The organism is Ectorhizobium quercum (assembly GCF_026552795.1).
GTDB lineage: Bacteria > Pseudomonadota > Alphaproteobacteria > Rhizobiales > Rhizobiaceae > Ectorhizobium > Ectorhizobium quercum.
The window spans coordinates 822,961-840,899 of sequence record NZ_JANFPI010000001.1; the positions used below are offsets into that span (position 1 = coordinate 822,961).

The following is a 17,939-nucleotide window of genomic DNA, read 5'->3' on the forward strand; positions in this document are numbered from 1 at the left end:
TTTTCTTGCCATGTGTTTCGTCTGAATGGCAGGTTTTAAGGGGTGTCGGCCTTGATCGGTCCTGGCCTCGGGCGTTGAAAGTGGGTCTGAATGACGATTGAAATACTGGGTCGCGCCTGTTGTGTCCCGTCCGCAGGTAGCCCTGAGCAATTGTTTGAACTGTTGCGGAACGAGGTCTGCGCAGTCACCACGATTCCGGATGAGCGATGGGATAAAGCCCGCTTCTGGCACCCCGTACGTGGAACGCCGGGCAAGGCATACACGTTCGCCGCCGGCGTGTTGGACAATGTCTACGACTTCGATCCCGCCGTTTTCGGTCTATCGGTGCGCGAGGCCTCCTATATGGACCCGCAGCAGCGCATCCTGTTGCAGCTCGTCTGGCGCGCTCTGGAGGATGCTGGCATCGCGCAGGGCGATCTTCAGGGCGAGCGGGTCGGGGTCTATGTCGGCTCGTCGGGCCTCGATAACGGCAATCTCTATATAGAGGATCCGGCCTCCGGCGGTCCCTATTTCATGACCGGCAACACGCTGTCGATCATCGCCAACCGTATCTCGCACATTTTCGGCCTGAGCGGCCCGAGCATGACGATCGACACGGCCTGCTCGTCCTCGCTCGTCGCTCTGGCGCAGGCAGAGCGTGCGCTTCGTGACGGCGACATTGACACGGCCATTGTCGGGGGCGTCAATCTCCTGCTGCACCCGTTCTCGTTCATCGGCTTCTCGCAGGCGCGCATGCTGTCGCCCGAAGGCCTGTGCCGGGCCTATGGCCAGAACGGAGAGGGCTATGTGAGGGCGGAAGGCGGCGGCGTCGTCATCCTGCGCCGTTCGGATCGTGTCGCTGCCGAAGGCGGGCGCAGCCGTGCCACCCTTGTGGCTGCGGGCATGAACTCCGCCGGCCGCACCAATGGCATCTCCCTGCCGTCGCGCGAAGCACAGGCGGAACTCCTGCGTTCGATCTACGAGGGCCGGGGAATCGATCCGGCGCAGCTTGCCTTCATCGAGGGGCACGGAACGGGCACCCGGGTCGGGGATCCGGCGGAAGTTTGGGCCATCGGCGAGGTTCTCGGCAAGAGGCGACGCGACGTCCTGCCGATCGGCTCGATCAAGACCAACATCGGTCACGCCGAGCCGGCCTCCGGCATCCTCAGTCTCATCAAGGTGATTCTGGCGCTGGAGAACGATTATCTGCCGGCATCCCTGCATGCCGAGGTCCTCAACGAGGACATCGATTTCGAGGGCATGAACGTCGAGGTTGCGATATCGGGCCGTCCGCTTGCGCGCGGTGCCGAACCGCGTCTGGCCGGCATCAACTCCTTCGGTTTCGGCGGCACTAATGTTCATGTGGTCGTTTCCGATCCGCCGGCCCGCGAAAAGCCTGTCGTGGCCGACGACGGCGGCCTCTTCATGGTCAGTGCTCATACGCAGACGGCGCTCGGGCAATTGTTGCAGGGGTATGCGGCGCATCTGTCCTCCTCGTCGCAGGCCGAAGGCGCCCGGATCGTCTCCGCCACGCGCAACCGTGCGGCCCTGAGGCACCGCTTCGCCGTTTCCGGCCGCAACGCTGCGGATATCGCCGAGGCGATCGAAACCCATCTCTCCGGTGCCGCGGCGGGCAGGGGCGAGACCGGCGAGGCGCCGGCGAAATCCGTGAAGACGGCCTTCGTCTATGCCGGAAACGGTTCGCAATGGGCCGGCATGGGGCTCGACGCCTATCGTGAGAATGAAGAGTTCCGCACCCGCTTCGACGCGCTTTCCGCGCTGTTTTCCGAACGGACGGGAGGAAATATGGTGGAGCTTCTCCACTCGGCGGATCTTGCGGCATCGCTGCGGGATGCGCGCGTCGCACAGCCGCTACTTTTTGCGATCCAGGCCGCTCTCACCGATTGCCTCGCCTCGCGCGGCGTCAGGCCGGACGTGGTCTTCGGCCATTCAGTCGGCGAAGTGGCGGCCGCCTATGCCGCCGGCATTCTTTCGGCGGCCGATGCCGCGACGGTGGTGGCGGTGCGCTCGTGTCATCAGCATGCGCTGGCCGGTGCTGGCACGATGGCGGCCGTGGTCATGCCGGAGAAGGCGGCTGTGGCCTTCGCGGCGTCGCACGGCCTTGCCGGCATTCATGTCGCGGCGGTCAATGCCCATAATTCCGTGACGATTTCCGGCCCCGTCGAAGAGATTAGGGCGTTTAAGAAACATGCCCAGGCGTCGCGAATCGTCGTCCATGTTCTCGATATCGACTATCCGTTCCATCATCCGGTGATCGATCGGGAGAGGGAAGCCTTCCTTTCCGAGATTCCGGCGATCTCGCCGATGAGCAGCCACACGGCCTATGTCTCCACCGTCACGGGCACGGTTCTGGACGGCGCTGGACTCGACGCCGGATACTGGTGGCGCAACGTTCGCGAACCGGTCGCCTTCGAGGCCGGCATTTCGGCGGCGCTGAACCTCGGCTGCAACCTCTTTATGGAGATCGCGCCGCGCCCGATCCTGTCCGGCTATATGTCGGAAACGGCGAAGCAGGCATCCGCCGCCGTTGCCGTGATCCCGACGCTGCTGCGTCCGGGGTCGGGCGAGGGCGACGACCCGGTCGAGCGCTCGGTGGTACGTGCGGTGGCTCATGGCGCCGATCCCTGTAGCCGCGGCCGTGCCCGCATTTACGGCGTGGATCTGCCGCCTCTGCCGTTCGAGAACCGGGAATGCCGCACGCAGAAGACCTCGGACGGCATCAATGTCTATGGCCGCGATCTGGTCGAGGCGCCCTACACGCTCCTCGGCTGGCGCGCCGACCCGCGGGCATCGGTCTGGAAAAACCATATTGACGCGCTGCTTCTGCCGGATCTGGCCGGCCACGTCGTCGACGGCAAGCCGATCATGCCCGGCAGCGCCTATATCGAGATCGCTGTCCAGGCCGCCCGCCGCTATTATGGTGCCGCAGAAGTGGAAATCACCAACCTGGAGATTTTCCGCCCGTTGGACCTGCGCGACACACGCATTGCCGAAGTGTCGACGCGGATATCGCCGGAAACCGGCCTGATCGAGATCGCGTCGCGCGAATATATGAGCGAGGACGGCTGGACCGTGCATGCGACGGCCCGCAGCCGCGTTTCCGCCGGCCTGTCGCGCAAGCACGAACTGAACGTGGTGCCGTTCGGCAAGGCACATGAAATCCGTGCGGAGGAGGCCTATGAAACGGCCCGCCGTTTCGGCCTCGACTATGCGGAGAGTTTCCAACTCCTGTCGCGCGCCGAACTGTTCGGCGAGCGCCACCTTGTCGTGGATCTGAAGAGCCCGCCCGCGCCGGCGCATCCGTATCTCTCCTACGATCTCAATCCGATTTCCATCGACGCCGCCTTCCACGGCCTGGTTGCCCTGTTCGGCCGCCTGACGGGCGATGCCGATGGAGCGCCCTATATTCCCGTGCGTTTCGGCGCGATCCGCACGGCGGCCGCCGGCAAGGAAATCGTCCGCGCGGTCATTGAAATCCAGCGCTTCAGCCCGAACAGCCTCAAGGCGCGCTTCGAACTCCTGGCCGAGGACGGCACGCTGGTCGTGGCGCTCGACGATTGCCGTTTCCGCCGCACCTGGTTGCGCCAGCATAACACGCTGGAAACGGTCTCCTTTCACTACGAGACCGTGGCGAACGGCTATGTGGCCGGCCCTCCCGCACGCGCCGTCCTGCCGACCGGCCTCGTTCCGGCATGCGACGCCGAAGAGCCGGGCGAGGCGACGCTTCTGATCGACGCCGCCGTGCATCGGGCCTGCCACGATATCGCGATGGCGCTTTCCGGCAGCGCGGGCCGCATCGATCTGGCGCGGCTTCCGGACGACCGCGCCTTCGCCTGCTTCCTTGCAAGCTGCTTCTACACACTGGAGGATGGCGGCCTTGCAGCCTTCGACGGTGAGGGCTGGTCCGTGCCAGCCGAAAGCGGCCTGCCGGAGCTTGCCGTTCTGCTGCGCGAAGTCTATCGCCGCTTCCCCGGCCGGGTCGCCGAGGCGGTTCTGGTCAACGACGTCTATCTCGAAACACTGGCGCGCCTTGCGCGGGCCGGTGGTGAACGCGAAGAGGGGACACGGTTCCTCAGCGAAGCGACGCTGGACCACGCGCGTCACCATATGCCGCTTGGCCGCCTGCGAAACGACCTTGTCTTGCAGGCCGCCGCCCGCGTTCTCGAGACCGTTACGCCCAGCTCGGCTTTCACCATTCTGGAGGCGGGGGCCGTTTCGGTGGCCTTCAGCGCGCGGCTTGCGGATATGGCGGCGCGCAAGGGAGCGCGGCTTATCATTCTGGAGCCGTCCGATCATCTGCGCCGCACCCTCGAGTTGGCTTTTGAGCGCAATCCTATGGTGTCCGTGCCGGCATTCGATGCCGCGACGGTGGCCGAAGGTGCCGATTTCGCCGTCAGCGCCAGCGGTTCGCTCCATGCCGGCCTGCGCGGCGGCGGCATTCTGCACGAGGCCCTGCGGGCGGTCGCCGCATCCGGCGGTTCCCTTGTCGCGGCCGAACAGCCGTCTTCCGGCCTTGCCGATTTCGTCTTCGGGCTCACCGAAGACTGGTTCGCCGAAAGCGCGTCGCCGGAATTCCCGCTGGGCCGTTTCGCATCGCCCTCCCAGTGGGAGGACATGCTCAAGGAACTTGGCTTTTCCGAGACCCATGTGGCGCTCAACGATTCGGCGGAAGGCAGCCTTCTTTCGATCGAGGCCGCCGCGCCGGCGCCTGCGGTGGAGGCGCCTGTCGAACCTGCGCCTTTCGGCACGGTGTTGCAGATCCTCCCCGAAGGGGTCGCGCCGCTTGCCTTGGCCGGTGCCGAATTCCTCGGCGTGCCCTATGCACCCGACACCGGCGCTGCGGTTTTCGCGAAAGCCTTCGAAAGCTGGAGCGAGGAGCCGGTTCAGGCGGTCTTCACCCTGCCACACCCCCGTGCGGGCGAAGGTGCGGAGGAATTGCAGAACCATATTCTGGTTCTGAGCGCTTTCGCGGAGGCGACCCGCGCCCGGTCCCAGGCCGGCAGCGGCATCAAGCCGGCGCGGCTGGTGATCGTTGCCGCCGGCGGCTCGCCCGCCGGCACGCATCCGGTCGCAAGTGGTGTCTGGACCTTCGTGCGCACCTTGCAGAACGAATATGAGGAGATCGACGCCTTCCTGATCGACGCCGATCCGGCATCCGGCCACACCGAAAAGGCGGTCGCGCGCCTGCTCGCCTATAAGGGCGCGGAGCGCGAATGGCTGCTTGATCGCGAAACGGGGCTGCTTTCGGTCATCCGCGCCGTTCCGGGGCCGGCGCCGGTCTCGCTGCGCACGACGTCGGATTTCGAGGCGGCGACCATCCGCCAGCAGGTGAACGGCCGCGTCGACAGCATCGTCTGGGAAGCCTGCGATCCGCCCGCACCGAAGGCCGGCGAGGTCGTGGTGAAGGTGGCCGCCACGGGGCTCAATTTCCGCGATGTCATGTGGTCGATGGGCCTGCTGCCGGAAGAGGCGCTGGAAGACGGTTTTGCCGGCGCCACCATCGGCATGGAAATGGCCGGCACGGTCGTCGCGGTCGGCGAGGGCGTGAGCGACGTCGTGCCCGGCGAAAGCGTCATGGGGATCGGCCCGCAGGCCTTTTCCACCCATATGAGGGTCGCTCGCGAAGGCCTGATGCGCCTGCCGGACGGCATGGACCTGACCGCCGCCGCCACGGTGCCGGTCGCCTTCCTGACGGCCTGGTACGCGATGGTCGAGCTTGGCCGCATCCGGCCCGGCGAAACGATCCTGATCCACGGCGCGGCGGGCGGTGTCGGGCTGGCGGCGCTCCAGATCGCCAAGCTGAAGGGCGCGACGGTCATCGCCACGGCGGGAACGGTGGAGAAGCGCCGTTTCCTCGCCATGCTCGGTGCCGATCATGTCTTCGATTCCCGATCGCTGGATTTCGTTGGCGACGTGTTGCGCGTCACCGGCGGCGAGGGTGTCGATCTCGTGCTCAACTCGCTCTTCGCCGAGGCGATGGAGCGCAGTTTCGAACTGGTCAAGCCGTTCGGCCGCTTCCTCGAACTCGGCAAGCGCGACTATTATTCCGACCGCAAGCTGGCGCTCAGGCCGTTCCGCCGCAACGTTTCCTATTTCGGCATCGATGCCGACCAGTTGCTGGTCAAGGCTCCTGCGCTGACGCACCGGATCTTCGATGAAATCGGTGCGCTCTTTGCCGAGGGCAAGCTGACGCCGCTTCCGTTCCGGGCTTTCGGCCATGACGAGACGTCAGGCGCGTTCCGGCTGATGCAGAATGCCGGCCATATCGGCAAGATCGTCGTCCGGCCGCCGGTGCCGGGCAGGGATCCGGTGCGCATCGCCACCGGCGGCAGGCTGGCATTGCCGGCGGGCGTCTATCTGGTGGCCGGCGGCATCGGGGGCTTCGGCCTGGCCGCCGCCGGCTGGTTGGCCCGGCGCGGCGCGACCCATGTGGCGCTCGCCACCCGGCGCGGCATCGCCGACGAGGAAACGGCCGCTGCCATTGCTGCCTGGAAGGCGGCCGGCGTCGAGGCGAGCGTTCATGCCTGCGATGTGACCAGCGAGGCTTCGGTGGCCGCATTGCTCGCCCGGCTCAGGGCCATCGGCCCGTTGAAGGGCGTGTTGCATGCGGCAATGGTGCTCGACGACGCGCTGATCGCCAATCTCGACCGCGACCGCAATCGCCCGGTCATCGCGGTCAAGGCGGACGGCGCGTCGATTCTCGACCGTCTGACGCGCGAGGACGATCTGGAACTGTTCCTGCTGTTTTCCTCGGCGACCACGATGATCGGCAATCCCGGCCAGGGCAACTATGTCGCCGCCAACGGCTATCTCGAAGGTCTGGCGCGGGCGCGCCGGGCGGCGGGCCTGCCGGCGCTGGCGGTCGGCTTCGGCGCCATTGCCGATACCGGCTTCCTTGCCCGCAACACCGGCGTCAACGACATCCTGTCGAAGCGTCTCGGCCGGTCGGCGCTCAGGGCGCGCGACGCGCTGGCCTTCGTCGAGCACTGTATGATCGGCGACACCGGCAGGCTCGACGCGGCCATCGTGATGGTTGCGGAACTTGACTGGAGCGCCGCCTCGGCATTGAGGATCACCGATCAGCCGCTGTTCTCGTCGATTCCGCGCAATGCCGGTGCGGGCCAGCAGGGCGGTGACGGCGAGCAGATCGATCTTGCCGCGCTGGTTGCCGGCAAGTCCGTGGAGGAGGCACAGGCCATCCTGCATCGCTTCCTCGCCGGCGAGATCGCCGGGATCCTGAAGGTCGCCGAGGACAGCGTGACGGCGGACAAGGTGCTGAAGGATATCGGCCTCGACAGTCTGATGGCGATGGAGCTCGGCGTCGGATTCCAGCAAAAAACCGGTGTGGACATCCCTCTTTCGGGCATGGGAGACGGCGCGACGGTAGCGGATATCGTTCGCAAGCTGTATGAGAAGGTGACTGCGCGCGGTGGTGGCGACGATGCCGCCGCTTTCGAGGGGAGCATTGTCGAGGGGCTGGCAAGCAAGCACATGAACGCGGAAGCGGAACAGGGGGCCGGCCATAATGGCTGATGACAGGGACGATGAAGTCGGGTCGGCGGAGCTGCTCGGCGCATGGCGCAGCCGCCACGAATCGGCTGGGCAGAACCGCATGGCGCGCATGCGCCGCCGGGCTCCCGAAGTGGTTAAGGCGCCGAAGCGCTTCGAGGACCTGCCCGAATACAAGAAGCTGATGGCCCATAAGGCGATCAGCGTGATGGCCAGCGTCGAGAATCCGTTCTACCGCTCCCACGAGCGTGCGGCGGGCGCGACGACCGTCATCGGCGGCAAGGAGCTCGTCAATTTCGCATCCTACGATTATGTTAGCGCCAACACCCATCCGAAAGTGACGGCGGCGGCGAAGGCCGCCATCGATCGCTTCGGCATCTCCGCCTCGGCCAGCCGTCTGGTGGCCGGCGAGCGCCCGCTGCACACCGAGCTCGAGACGCGTCTGGCCGAGGTCTATGGAACCGAAGCGGCGGTCTGTTTCGTGTCGGGCTATCTCACCAACGCCGCCACCGTTTCGACCCTCGTCGGCCCGAAGGATCTCGTCGTTCACGACGAACTGATCCACAACAGCGTTCTGGCGGGCGTGAAGCTCTCCGGCGCGACGCGCCGTTTCTTCCGCCACAACGACACGGCCGATCTGGAAAAGGTGCTGACCGGCGTCGCCGGCAATTTCGACCGCGTTCTCGTCATCGTCGAAGGCGTCTATTCGATGGATGGCGACATCGCCAACCTGCCGGAACTGGTGCGGCTGCGCTCGCGCTACGGTTTCTGGCTGATGGTGGACGAGGCCCATGCGCTGGGTGTGCTGGGCAAGACGGGGCGCGGCACCTTCGAGCATTTCGGCATCGATCCGGCGTCGGTCGACCTGTGGATGGGAACGCTTTCCAAGACGGCGTCGAGCTGCGGTGGCTATATCGCCGGCAGCCGGGCGCTGATCGAGATTCTCAAGGCCGAAGCCGGCGGCTTCGTCTATTCGGTGGGGCTCGCTCCCGTTCTGGCCGCTGCCGCGCTTGCCAGCCTCAATGTGCTGAAGGAGGAGCGGGAACGGGTGGAAGCCCTGCGCCGCAACGGCCACCTGTTCCTGGATCTCGCCCGGCAGGCGGGGTTGAATGTCGGAACCAGCGCCGGCTATTCGGTCGTGCCGGTCATCGTCGGCGACTCGCTGCGCGCCGTCCAGCTTTCGAACGAACTGCTGGAGGCGGGCGTGAACGCCCTGCCGATCATTCATCCCGCCGTGCAGGAGGGGCTGGCGCGCCTGCGCTTCTTCCTGACGGCGGATCATACGCCCGAGCAGATAACCCGGGCGGTCACGCTCACCACGGAAATTCTGAAGGATCTGGAACGCCGCAAGGTCGGCCTCGGATCCCTCGACATCCACCAGGCGGCGAAGTTCATTTCCTGACGGAGGAACGGACCGGCAGGACGCGGCCATGACCCATGCGATCATCACCGGCGGCTCCAGCGGGATCGGGCTGGAAATTGCCCGTCTTTATCTCGCCCGCGGTTATGCGGTGACGCTTCTGGCCCGCAGGACCGGCTTGCTGGAGGCTGCGCGCCGCGATCTGGCGGCCGCAAGCCCGGAGAATGCGGCCCGCATCCATGTCGTTTCCGCCGATGTCGCGGACGAGGCGTCGGTCGCCGCCGCGCTCGCCGGGGCGGAAGCCGCGCTCGGGCCGTGCGACATTCTCGTGACCGCGGCCGGCCGGGTCGACCCCGGCTTTTTCGACGAGCAGCCACCGGGCCTTTTCGAGGAGCAGGTCAGGGTGAATTTCCTCGGCACCGTCCATGCCGCGCGTGCGGTCCTTGCCGGAATGAAGGCAAGGGGCCGGGGACGGATCATGCTGGTCTCGTCGGCGGCCGCCCATATCGGCATTCCGGCCTATGCCGCCTATTGCGCCTCGAAATCGGCGCTCAAGGGTTTTGCCGAGGCGTTGCGGGCCGAGGCCCGGCCTTTCGGCGTGAGCGTCTGCATCTGTTATCCGCCGGATACGCGGACGCCGCAATACGAGCAGGAGATCCGCCTCAGGCCGGCTGCCGCGCAGGCCGTCATGGGCGGGCTCCGGCCGTGGAAAGCCGGCATTGTCGCCCGGCGCATCGTCACGGGGCTTGATCGCGGGCGCGCGGAGGTGCATTTCGGGTTTGCACTGACGATGCTGGCGCTGTTCGGCGCTTTCATCAAGCCGGTGATCTACCGGCGGACGGCGCATGGCAGGCGCCCGTAACGGAGTGGCATGGTAATGCTTGAAGGGTTGCACGGACATCCTGTGGCGCTGACCGCGGCATGTTTTGCGGTTTCCGCATTGGCCGTCTATCTGACCGACCCCTTCGCCATGCCGCGAAGCGTGCGGCGGGAATCGCGCATCGAGCGGACGCCGTCGCGCGTGGCCCTGGAACTGGCGGCACGGCTGCCGATCATCCTGTTCGTCTTCTCGATCTTCTTCGCCATTTCCTGGCGGCCGCTCTATTGCGCGGCGGGCACGATCAGCTTTTTCGTGATCTTCACCGGCATTTCGCGGGCCAAGTTCATCTTCATCCGCGAGCCGCTGGTGTTTTCCGATATCGCGCTGGTCATGGACGTCTTCAAGTACAAGACGATCTTCTACGCCACGCGGCTGAATATCCTGTTCTGGATCGCGGCGCTTTCCTATGTGTTCGGCGTCTCCGCCCTGTTCATGATCTTCGAGCCGCATCTCCTGCCGGCGCGTTTCGGTTTCTTCTGGATTGTCGTCGGCATTTCCGCGCCCCTGCTGCCTGTCATCCTGCTCTTCGTGCGCCCCGTGGGGCAGGCAGCGGCCTGGATCGCGGAACATCTGCTGCGGACCCTGAACGTGCGCGTCAACACCGTGCGCTTCGGCACCTTCGCCACGGTCGCGTATCATTTCATGATCTGGCTCGGCATGCGGCGGGAGGCGATCGTCGCCGAACTCGCCCACGGCATCCAGAACGTGTTGCAGGAACTGAGGGGGCATGAGGAGGAAGACGCGCCGCTGATCGTGATCTGGCAGTCGGAATCTTTTCTCGACCTGCGCAATGTCGGCGACAGAGACCTCGAACTGCCGACCATCGACGTGCTGAAGAAGCGTGCCGCCCAGTGGGGCCGCATGTCGAGCGTGTTCGAGGGCGGCTATACCCTGCGCACGGAATTTTCCGTCCTGAGCGGCCTCCAGCCGGAGGACGTCCATGCGGATGCGAGCTACCCTTACCTGCGCGCGGCGCATTATTCGGATGTCGTCTGGCCTTCCAAGCTGCGCAAGGCGGGATGGCTGACCCATTTCATCCATCCCTACGACAGCGCCTTCTTCCACCGCAACAAGGCCATGCCGCTGCTCGGCTTCAGCGAGATGACCATGCTCGACGCCTTCGATCACGTGCCGGAGCGCGACGGCCCCTACGTGTCGGACATGCGGCTGACGGAAAAGGTGCTGGAAATCACCGCGGCGCTCGATCATGACAGGCCGGCGCTGCTGTTCGTGGCCTCGATGGCCAATCACGGCCCCTGGGGCCCCGGCCGCTGCGAGGGCATGACCGATTCCGTCGAGATCTACCGCGAACTGCTGAGGCGGGCGGATGCCGCGCTCGGCCGTCTGGTCGAGGAGCTGGACAAGCTCGACCGGCCGGTCTGGCTGACCTTCTACGGAGACCACGCACCGCTTCTGAAGCGTTTCGCCGATCCGTTTCCCGATCCGCGCACCGACTATTTCATCGTGCCGCTGGGCGGGGCGAGCGAGGACGGCCACAAGCCTACCCGCGCCCGCGTCGAGGCGCCGTGGAACCTGTTCGAGACCCTGCTCTGGCATTCGCATCTCTACAAGGAACAGTTCCGATGAGCGGCAAGGCCGCTTTCCTGTTCCTGCAAGGGCCGGCCTCGCCGCTTTTCGGCAAGATCGCCGACCGGCTGGAGGCGGCCGGCCATGCCTGCTGGCGGATCAATCTTCATGCCGGCGACAGCCTGTTCTGGCGGCGCAGGGGCGCCATCGCCTATCGCGGGCGGGCGCAGGCGTGGGGGGCCTTCATTCGCCGCGTGATCGAGGAGCGGGCCATCGGCTCCCTCGTTCTTCTCGGCGAGGAGCGGCCCTACCATGCCGAGGCGGTGCGGGTGGCCCGCGCGGCGGGCGTCGGGGTGTTCGTCGTCGAGATGGGATATCTGAGGCCGGACTGGGTGACGGTCGAACGGGACGGCATGTCCTCGAACTCGCACTTTCCGAACGAGCCCGAAGCCATTCTGGCCGCCGCCGGGAACCTGCCGGAGCCGGACCGAACACGCCTCTATGGCCATAGCTTTCTGGCCGAGGCGCTCTATGACCTCGCCTACAACCTGCCATCCGTCTTTCTCGCCTTCCTTTATCCGCATTACCGCCGGCATGGGCTGTTCCATCCCCTGGCGGAATATGCGGGCTGGATCGTGCAACTCGCCACGCGGGGGCGGCGTGATGCCCGGGCGCTGGCGACGGTTGCCGGGCTGAAAGCCGGCGGCGCGCCGTGGTTCGTCTATCCGCTGCAATTGCAGACGGATTTCCAGCTTCGCGCCCATTCGCCCTATAACAGCCAGCAGCAGGCCATCGCCGCGGTGCTGACGTCCTTCGCCGCCCATGCTCCGGCCTGCGCGCAGCTCGCGATCAAGGTCCATCCGCTGGATAACGGGCTGATTTCATGGAAACGCGTCATCGCGCAGAAGGCGCAGCGGCTCGGCATCGCCGGGCGGGTGCATTATGTCGGCGGCGGCGACCTGGGCTCCCTGCTCGAGGGCTGTTCAGGCATCGTCACCGTCAACTCGACGGCCGCGCTGCACGGTCTGCGCGACGGCATTCCGGCCAAGGTTCTCGGAACCGCGATCTACGACATTCCCGGCATGACGGAACAGCGCCCCCTTGACGCGTTCTGGACGGCGCCGCACAGGCCCGATCCGGTGCTGACATCGGCCTTCTACCGGCTGCTGGCCGCCTCCATTCAGGTGCGCGGCGATTTTTATTCGGATGCGGGCACGACGGCGGCGGCCGAGGCGATCGCCGGGCGGCTTCTGTCCGGCACGGTCAACCAGCCCGGTGGCGACAGCGGTTGCGTTCCGCGCCGCAAGCCGGCCAAATATCCGCCGGCGCTGTTTATCGATTGAAGGCGCCGGGCCGTGCCGGCTTCTGAAGCTGGCGCACGTCCGGATTGGTGCTGGCCGGGCGGATGATCAGGTTATAGGCGTCGGTGTTGGTATATTCCTGCCTGAAGGTCACGGACAGGCTGGAATCGGTCATGTCGATATTGTCCTCCAGCCGGGCGATCCGCTCGCGCAGCGGGGTGAGGTCGCTCCAGCCGGTCGCCTCGATGAGATCGGCGAGAATCTCGTCCATCTCCTTGCGCGCGGCATTTCCCTCCGCCGTCTGCGGTGCGATCATCTTGACGCGCAGCGACTTGATGTCGTCGTGCTGCGTGCCGCGCACCACGGCGAAGAGCGAGGCCGGCGCGCCGGCCTCCGTCTCCGTGCCGATCATCTTTTCCGCCGTGCATTCGGCCTGCGCCTCGCCGGCCATCGGCGACGTGTGCCATCCTTCTCCGACAAAGCCCCGGTCGTTGAAGAGCCGGCACATCTCCGGCGCCGGGAAATGGATCATGCGGGCGAAAGGCGTGGTTCCCGAACCGGAAAAGAGGGCCACCGCATTGGGGGGAGGGACCGCTTGCGGCGTGGCGCGCGCGTGTTTCTGGCTTGCCGCCTCGGGCGGCTGCGGCGGTTCCATCATGCCGTAGTGGATGAGCAGCGCGTTCAGGTGGCGGCGGTCGTTGGCGAAAAGAACGGTCGCCGCGATCGCAAGCACGATCGCCATCGTCATGCCGAGGAAGAAACCCCTGTTCTTTCTGACCGGCATGTCGGTCACGCTTTCGCTCCTGCAAAGGCTGCCCCGACGAATCGGAAAGGCGAGATCATGTTCCACGTGGATATATGGCAGCTTTTATCGGAAATTTTATGGCCTGCCTATCGGTCGCGGAACGCTGCCGCGCGGGCAGCGATGGCCGCAACGGGCGGAAGGCGGGGAAAGCGCCGCCGGATAAAGCGTACGGCATATATCGGCCACTCAGCGGCCGGCATGGAGAGAAGGTGCTCTCACCCGCATCGGGCACGAGTGCCGCAGATGCGGGTGAGGGGGCAGGGACAGGGACAGGGGTCAGTTGGTCGTCTTGCCGTCGGTCGCGATGGCTTCCTGGTGATACCAGCAGGTATCGACGACGGCGTAATGCACCGGCTGCGGAAAGTCGATGACAGACGACTGCATGTTTTCCGCTTTTTGCCCGAAGGTCCGGCGCCGCGTTGCGACGGGGAACTGGTATATGTTAGCGGAATCGTGGTGAAAACCTGCGGTCATTGTCTTTCCTTTCCGAGCTACTCTTTATGCAAAACATCCATCCGGTTAGTTTTTGCGCATTTTTTAGGCGTTAAGCCTATTTTATTATCATGATCTGATCGAGTTGTAACTAATTATTTTTGCAATTTGCCTGATTATGTAAGGGCGTTGGCTACATTTTGTGCATTTATGTGCAAATGAAACGCGCGAGCCGGCATCCGGTTCCCTTGGCGCCGTTTCGAGCCCTTTGAAATAAAGGACTTGGACACTTTCTGACCGCGCGGCTCCCAGTCTGGCACGCGGCGTGCATGGTAGCGAGCGACCTTCATCCGCCGCCTTGTCGGTATAGCAAGGGCCTTGCAACGTTACGTAGTGAGAGATTCGCAATGACCAAATTTAAGCTCGAGTATATCTGGCTCGATGGCTACAAGCCTGTCCCGAACCTCCGCGGCAAGACTCAGATCAAGGAATTTGAGTCTTTCCCGACGCTGGAGCAGCTGCCGCTCTGGGGTTTCGACGGTTCCTCGACCGAGCAGGCCGAAGGCCGCAGCTCCGACTGCGTTCTGAAGCCGGTTGCCGTCTTCCCCGATCCGGCCCGCACCAACGGCGTTCTGGTCATGTGTGAAGTCATGATGCCCGATGGCAAGACGCCGCACCCGTCCAACAGCCGCGCCACCATCCTCGACGATCCCGACACCTGGTTCGGCTTCGAGCAGGAATATTTCTTCTACAAGGACGGCCGTCCGCTCGGCTTCCCGGAGCAGGGCTTCCCCGCTCCGCAGGGTCCGTACTACACGGGCGTCGGCTACAAGAACGTCGGCAGCATCGCGCGCCAGATCGTTGAAGAGCATCTGGACCTGTGCCTCGCCGCCGGCATCAACCACGAAGGCATCAACGCCGAAGTGGCCAAGGGCCAGTGGGAATTCCAGGTCTTCGGCAAGGGCTCCAAGAAGGCCGCCGACGAAATCTGGATTGCCCGCTACCTGCTGACCCGCCTGACGGAAAAGTACGGCATCGATATCGAATGGCACTGCAAGCCGCTCGGCGACACCGACTGGAACGGTTCCGGCATGCACTGCAACTTCTCGACCAAGTTCATGCGCGAAGTGGGCGGAAAGCCCTATTTCGAAGCGCTGATGGCACAGTTCGCGAAGAATATCGACGATCACATCGCCGTCTACGGCCCGGACAACCACATGCGCCTGACGGGCAAGCACGAAACGGCTCCGTGGAACAAGTTCTCCTACGGTGTGGCCGACCGTGGCGCCTCGATCCGCGTGCCGCATTCCTTCGTGAACAACGATTACAAGGGCTATCTCGAAGACCGCCGCCCGAACTCCCAGGGCGACCCCTACCAGATCGCCTCGCAGATCCTGAAGACGATCTCGGAAGTCCCGGCCGAAAACTTCGCGACGGCCGCCGCCTGATCAGGCCGGATCCTTCGGTACGAACCGATGAACCTCCCCGTCGAAAGGCGGGGAGGTTTTCTCGTTCGGTGCCCTTGAGAGCATCTTATCTTGAATCCGGTGTTCCAGCTGATCGAAAGGTGCTCTGGAGCAACTCCAGGAAAAGTGTAACGCGGTTTTCCATGCGGAAATGCATAAAAACAAATAATGGGAGCATTTCAGCGTTTCCATGAAAAAGATGAAATGCCCTAACGGGACGAGGCGCGTTCGTCCCGCAGCGCGGCGTTCAGCCTTTCGATCAGCGGCGCGTCCCGCTCGCTCGGCATCGGGCGGCTGAAGAAATAGCCCTGAACCTCGCTGCACCCTTCCTCCCGCACGCGGTCGAGATGCGCTTGCGTTTCGACACCCTCGGCGACGGTGGTGACGCCGAGCCGCTTGCCGAGTTCGGCGATGGCCCGGACGACGGCGGCGCAATCGGGCCGGTCGACGGCGTCCCTCACGAAAGAGCCGTCGATCTTGATCTTGTCGAAGGGGAAGGCCCGCAGATGGGCGAGGGAGGAATAGCCGGTGCCGAAATCGTCCAGCGCGACCCTGACGCCCATGTCGCGTATGCGCCGCAGGTCGCCGATGGCGTCCGCTTCCTCGGTGAGCAGGGCGGTTTCCGTCACCTCGATTTCCAGCCGGCCGGGCTCCAGGCCGGATTCGACCAGTGCCGCAAGCACGGCGGGCGCCAGCGTGCCCTTGCCCAGCTGTCCGGCCGAGACGTTGACGGCGACGCGGGCGCCGTCGCGCCATGTGGCGGCCTCGCGGCAGGCGCTTTGCAGCACGAATCCCCCGAGCCGGTCAATCAGGCCGCATTGCTCGGCCACGGGCACGAATTCGCCGGGCGAAATCCATCCGCGCTGCGGATGATGCCAGCGCACCAGGGCCTCGCGGGCGGTGGTCTTGCCGGTGTGGATATCGACGATGGGCTGGTAAAAGACGAACAGGCCGTCGTTTCCGTCGAGTGCGCCGCGCAGTTTCGCCTCCAGCCGCACCCGCTCGTGAATGCGGCATTCCATGTCATGCTGGAAGAGCCGCAGCGTTCCCTTGCCTGCCGCCTTGGCCGAATAGAGGGCGATATCGGCGCGCGAGAGCAGCGTTTCGGCGTCGTCTCCATGTTCCGGCGCGAGGGAGAGGCCGATGGAGACGCCGATCTGCGCCTGCCAGTCGTTTTCGAGGTGGTAGGGCGCGCTGAGCGCGCCGATGATCGCGTTGCCGAGCGTCACGGCCTGATCGGGGTCTTCATAGGGGGCCACCACGGCGAATTCGTCGCCGCCCAGCCGCGAGATGCTCATGGACGGCCCGGTGCAGATCGCCTGCAACCGTTCGGCAACCTGCTTCAGCAGCATGTCGCCGGCGCGGTGTCCCCGCGTGTCGTTGACGAGCTTGAAGCCGTCGAGATCGAGGAACAGGAGGCCGATCCGGCCTTCGGGTGCCGCAAGCCGCGCCGCCAGTTGCTCCTGGAAGGTGTTGCGGTTGGCAAGCCCGGTCAGCGTGTCGTAATGGGCGAGCTGGAGGATGCGGTTTTCCGCCTCGATTTCCTTGGTGACGAGCGCCCAGGTCAGCATCGGGCCGATATAGCTGCCGTCATTGTCGCGGACGGCGGAGACTTTCAGGTCGAGCACTTCCGGCCCGAGCTTGATCCGGGCATTGTGCGGCAGGTTGGCGGGATCGGCGAGGATGCCGCGCTGATGCTCCGGGTGCCTGTGGAAGATGTCGATGCACGTGCCGAGCAGGTCGTCCGCCTTCAGGGGCAGGAGATGCTCGATGTTCCGGATGAGCTGTTTCGAGGTCTCGTTGGCATAATTGATCTTCAGCGTGTCCGGCTCGACCGTCATGACCGCGACCGGCATGTCGTCGATCATGTGCAGCAGCCGGCTTTGCTCCCGCTCCTTGCGGAGGGATTCGGTCCGGGCATTTACCATGCGGGTGAAGTCGCGGTAATTGATCCCGAGAATGACCAGCATGCCGGCGGAGACGAGGATGATGTTGACGGCGGTCGCCATGAAGACCGCGTGGCCGGTGAGGGCGAAGAAGGTGACGAACGCGCCGTTGACGATGACGGCGACGATCATGGCGGCCGAGCGCAGGTGCATCAGGCAGAAGATGCAGGTGATGACCGTGATCGCCATGTAGAAGGCGACATGCGACTGCGCATAGGCGTTGCCATAGGGAAACAGCAGGAACGACCACAGGGTGAAGCTGATTGCGATGCCCGGCGCGAGACGATTGGTGCGCCGCAGGGCGCCGGCGGCAATTTCGGCGGTCGGCTCGATGTGTCGCGATTTCCACCAGCGTCGGATCCTCAGGGCCGAGACGAGCGTGAACAGCAGCGGAATGCCGATGGTCAGCCAGACCGGCGCGCCCTCGTCCATATGGGTGATGGCCAGCGCCCATGTGCTCAGCATGAGGATGAGATACATCATCGGCATCTGCCGCGAGAATGCGCGGTACTGGGCCTTCAGAAGTTCCGGATTGTCGGTCGGAACCGAGAAGAACCGGGCGATGGGGCGGATGATGTCTCTCATGATGCCTGTTCCTTCTCCGGCTTCATTGCGTCGGGCCCGGGGATGACGTCTGTTGCGGCGGCGGTGGGCGGCCGGTGGTTCTCGAGCCGGATGGCGGCGGGAGCAACGCGGACAGTCGGTTTCAGCCG

General features: G+C 65.0%; 9 protein-coding genes. 6 read left to right on the forward strand and 3 right to left on the reverse strand.

Features of this window, described 5'->3' with window-relative positions:
• Positions 1-90: 90 nt before the first annotated feature.
• The 5 genes from NOF55_RS03735 to NOF55_RS03755 are packed head-to-tail and all read left to right on the forward strand — an operon-like array spanning position 91 to position 12,619.
• Positions 91-7,533 (forward strand): type I polyketide synthase, encoded by a 7,443-nt coding sequence (locus NOF55_RS03735; RefSeq protein WP_306409957.1) that lies wholly within the window; start codon positions 91-93, stop codon positions 7,531-7,533.
• The gene (locus NOF55_RS03740; RefSeq protein WP_306409958.1) at positions 7,526-8,911 is read left to right on the forward strand and encodes an aminotransferase class I/II-fold pyridoxal phosphate-dependent enzyme; all 1,386 of its coding nucleotides are present in this window, start codon (positions 7,526-7,528) and stop codon (positions 8,909-8,911) included. Before NOF55_RS03735 ends, NOF55_RS03740 begins: the two co-directional genes overlap by 8 nt.
• Positions 8,912-8,939: 28 nt before the next feature.
• Entirely contained in the window at positions 8,940-9,731 is a 792-nt protein-coding gene (locus tag NOF55_RS03745) for an SDR family oxidoreductase (RefSeq protein ID WP_306409959.1), read from the forward strand.
• A 15-nt stretch (positions 9,732-9,746) separates the two neighbouring features.
• A complete protein-coding gene (locus NOF55_RS03750; RefSeq protein ID WP_370868899.1) occupies positions 9,747-11,336 on the forward strand; it encodes an LTA synthase family protein in 1,590 nt (529 codons plus the stop codon).
• Entirely contained in the window at positions 11,333-12,619 is a 1,287-nt protein-coding gene (locus NOF55_RS03755; protein ID WP_306409961.1) for a capsule polysaccharide biogenesis protein, read from the forward strand. Before NOF55_RS03750 ends, NOF55_RS03755 begins: the two co-directional genes overlap by 4 nt.
• Here NOF55_RS03755 and NOF55_RS03760 read toward each other — a convergent pair.
• Positions 12,609-13,361 carry a DUF6030 family protein gene (locus tag NOF55_RS03760; RefSeq protein WP_306410194.1) on the reverse strand — a complete coding sequence of 251 codons (753 nt, stop codon included), beginning with the start codon at positions 13,359-13,361 and terminating at the stop codon, positions 12,609-12,611. The genes NOF55_RS03755 and NOF55_RS03760 overlap by 11 nt on opposite strands.
• A gap of 297 nt (positions 13,362-13,658) precedes the next feature.
• A complete protein-coding gene (locus NOF55_RS03765; protein WP_306409962.1) occupies positions 13,659-13,856 on the reverse strand; it encodes a DUF2735 domain-containing protein in 198 nt (65 codons plus the stop codon).
• A gap of 365 nt (positions 13,857-14,221) precedes the next feature.
• On the opposite strand from NOF55_RS03765, the gene NOF55_RS03770 reads away from it, so the two are divergent.
• Positions 14,222-15,262, forward strand: a complete 1,041-nt coding sequence (locus NOF55_RS03770; protein ID WP_306409963.1) for a glutamine synthetase beta-grasp domain-containing protein — start codon at positions 14,222-14,224, stop codon at positions 15,260-15,262.
• A gap of 227 nt (positions 15,263-15,489) precedes the next feature.
• Here the strand turns inward: NOF55_RS03770 and NOF55_RS03775 are convergent, their stop codons facing one another.
• A complete protein-coding gene (locus tag NOF55_RS03775) occupies positions 15,490-17,811 on the reverse strand; it encodes a putative bifunctional diguanylate cyclase/phosphodiesterase (RefSeq protein ID WP_306409964.1) in 2,322 nt (773 codons plus the stop codon).
• Positions 17,812-17,939 lie beyond the last annotated feature (128 nt).

Bases quoted from the DNA above. Each gene is read 5' to 3' on its own strand.
- NOF55_RS03775 (WP_306409964.1), bottom strand. From the start codon at position 17,811: ATGAGAGACATCATCCGCCCCATCGCCCGGTTCTTCTCGGTTCCGACC.
- NOF55_RS03740 (WP_306409958.1), top strand. From the start codon at position 7,526: ATGGCTGATGACAGGGACGATGAAGTCGGGTCGGCGGAGCTGCTCGGC.
- NOF55_RS03745 (WP_306409959.1), top strand. From the start codon at position 8,940: ATGACCCATGCGATCATCACCGGCGGCTCCAGCGGGATCGGGCTGGAA.
- NOF55_RS03760 (WP_306410194.1), bottom strand. From the start codon at position 13,361: ATGCCGGTCAGAAAGAACAGGGGTTTCTTCCTCGGCATGACGATGGCG.
- NOF55_RS03735 (WP_306409957.1), top strand. From the start codon at position 91: ATGACGATTGAAATACTGGGTCGCGCCTGTTGTGTCCCGTCCGCAGGT.
- NOF55_RS03755 (WP_306409961.1), top strand. From the start codon at position 11,333: ATGAGCGGCAAGGCCGCTTTCCTGTTCCTGCAAGGGCCGGCCTCGCCG.
- NOF55_RS03765 (WP_306409962.1), bottom strand. From the start codon at position 13,856: ATGACCGCAGGTTTTCACCACGATTCCGCTAACATATACCAGTTCCCC.
- NOF55_RS03750 (WP_370868899.1), top strand. From the start codon at position 9,747: ATGCTTGAAGGGTTGCACGGACATCCTGTGGCGCTGACCGCGGCATGT.
- NOF55_RS03770 (WP_306409963.1), top strand. From the start codon at position 14,222: ATGACCAAATTTAAGCTCGAGTATATCTGGCTCGATGGCTACAAGCCT.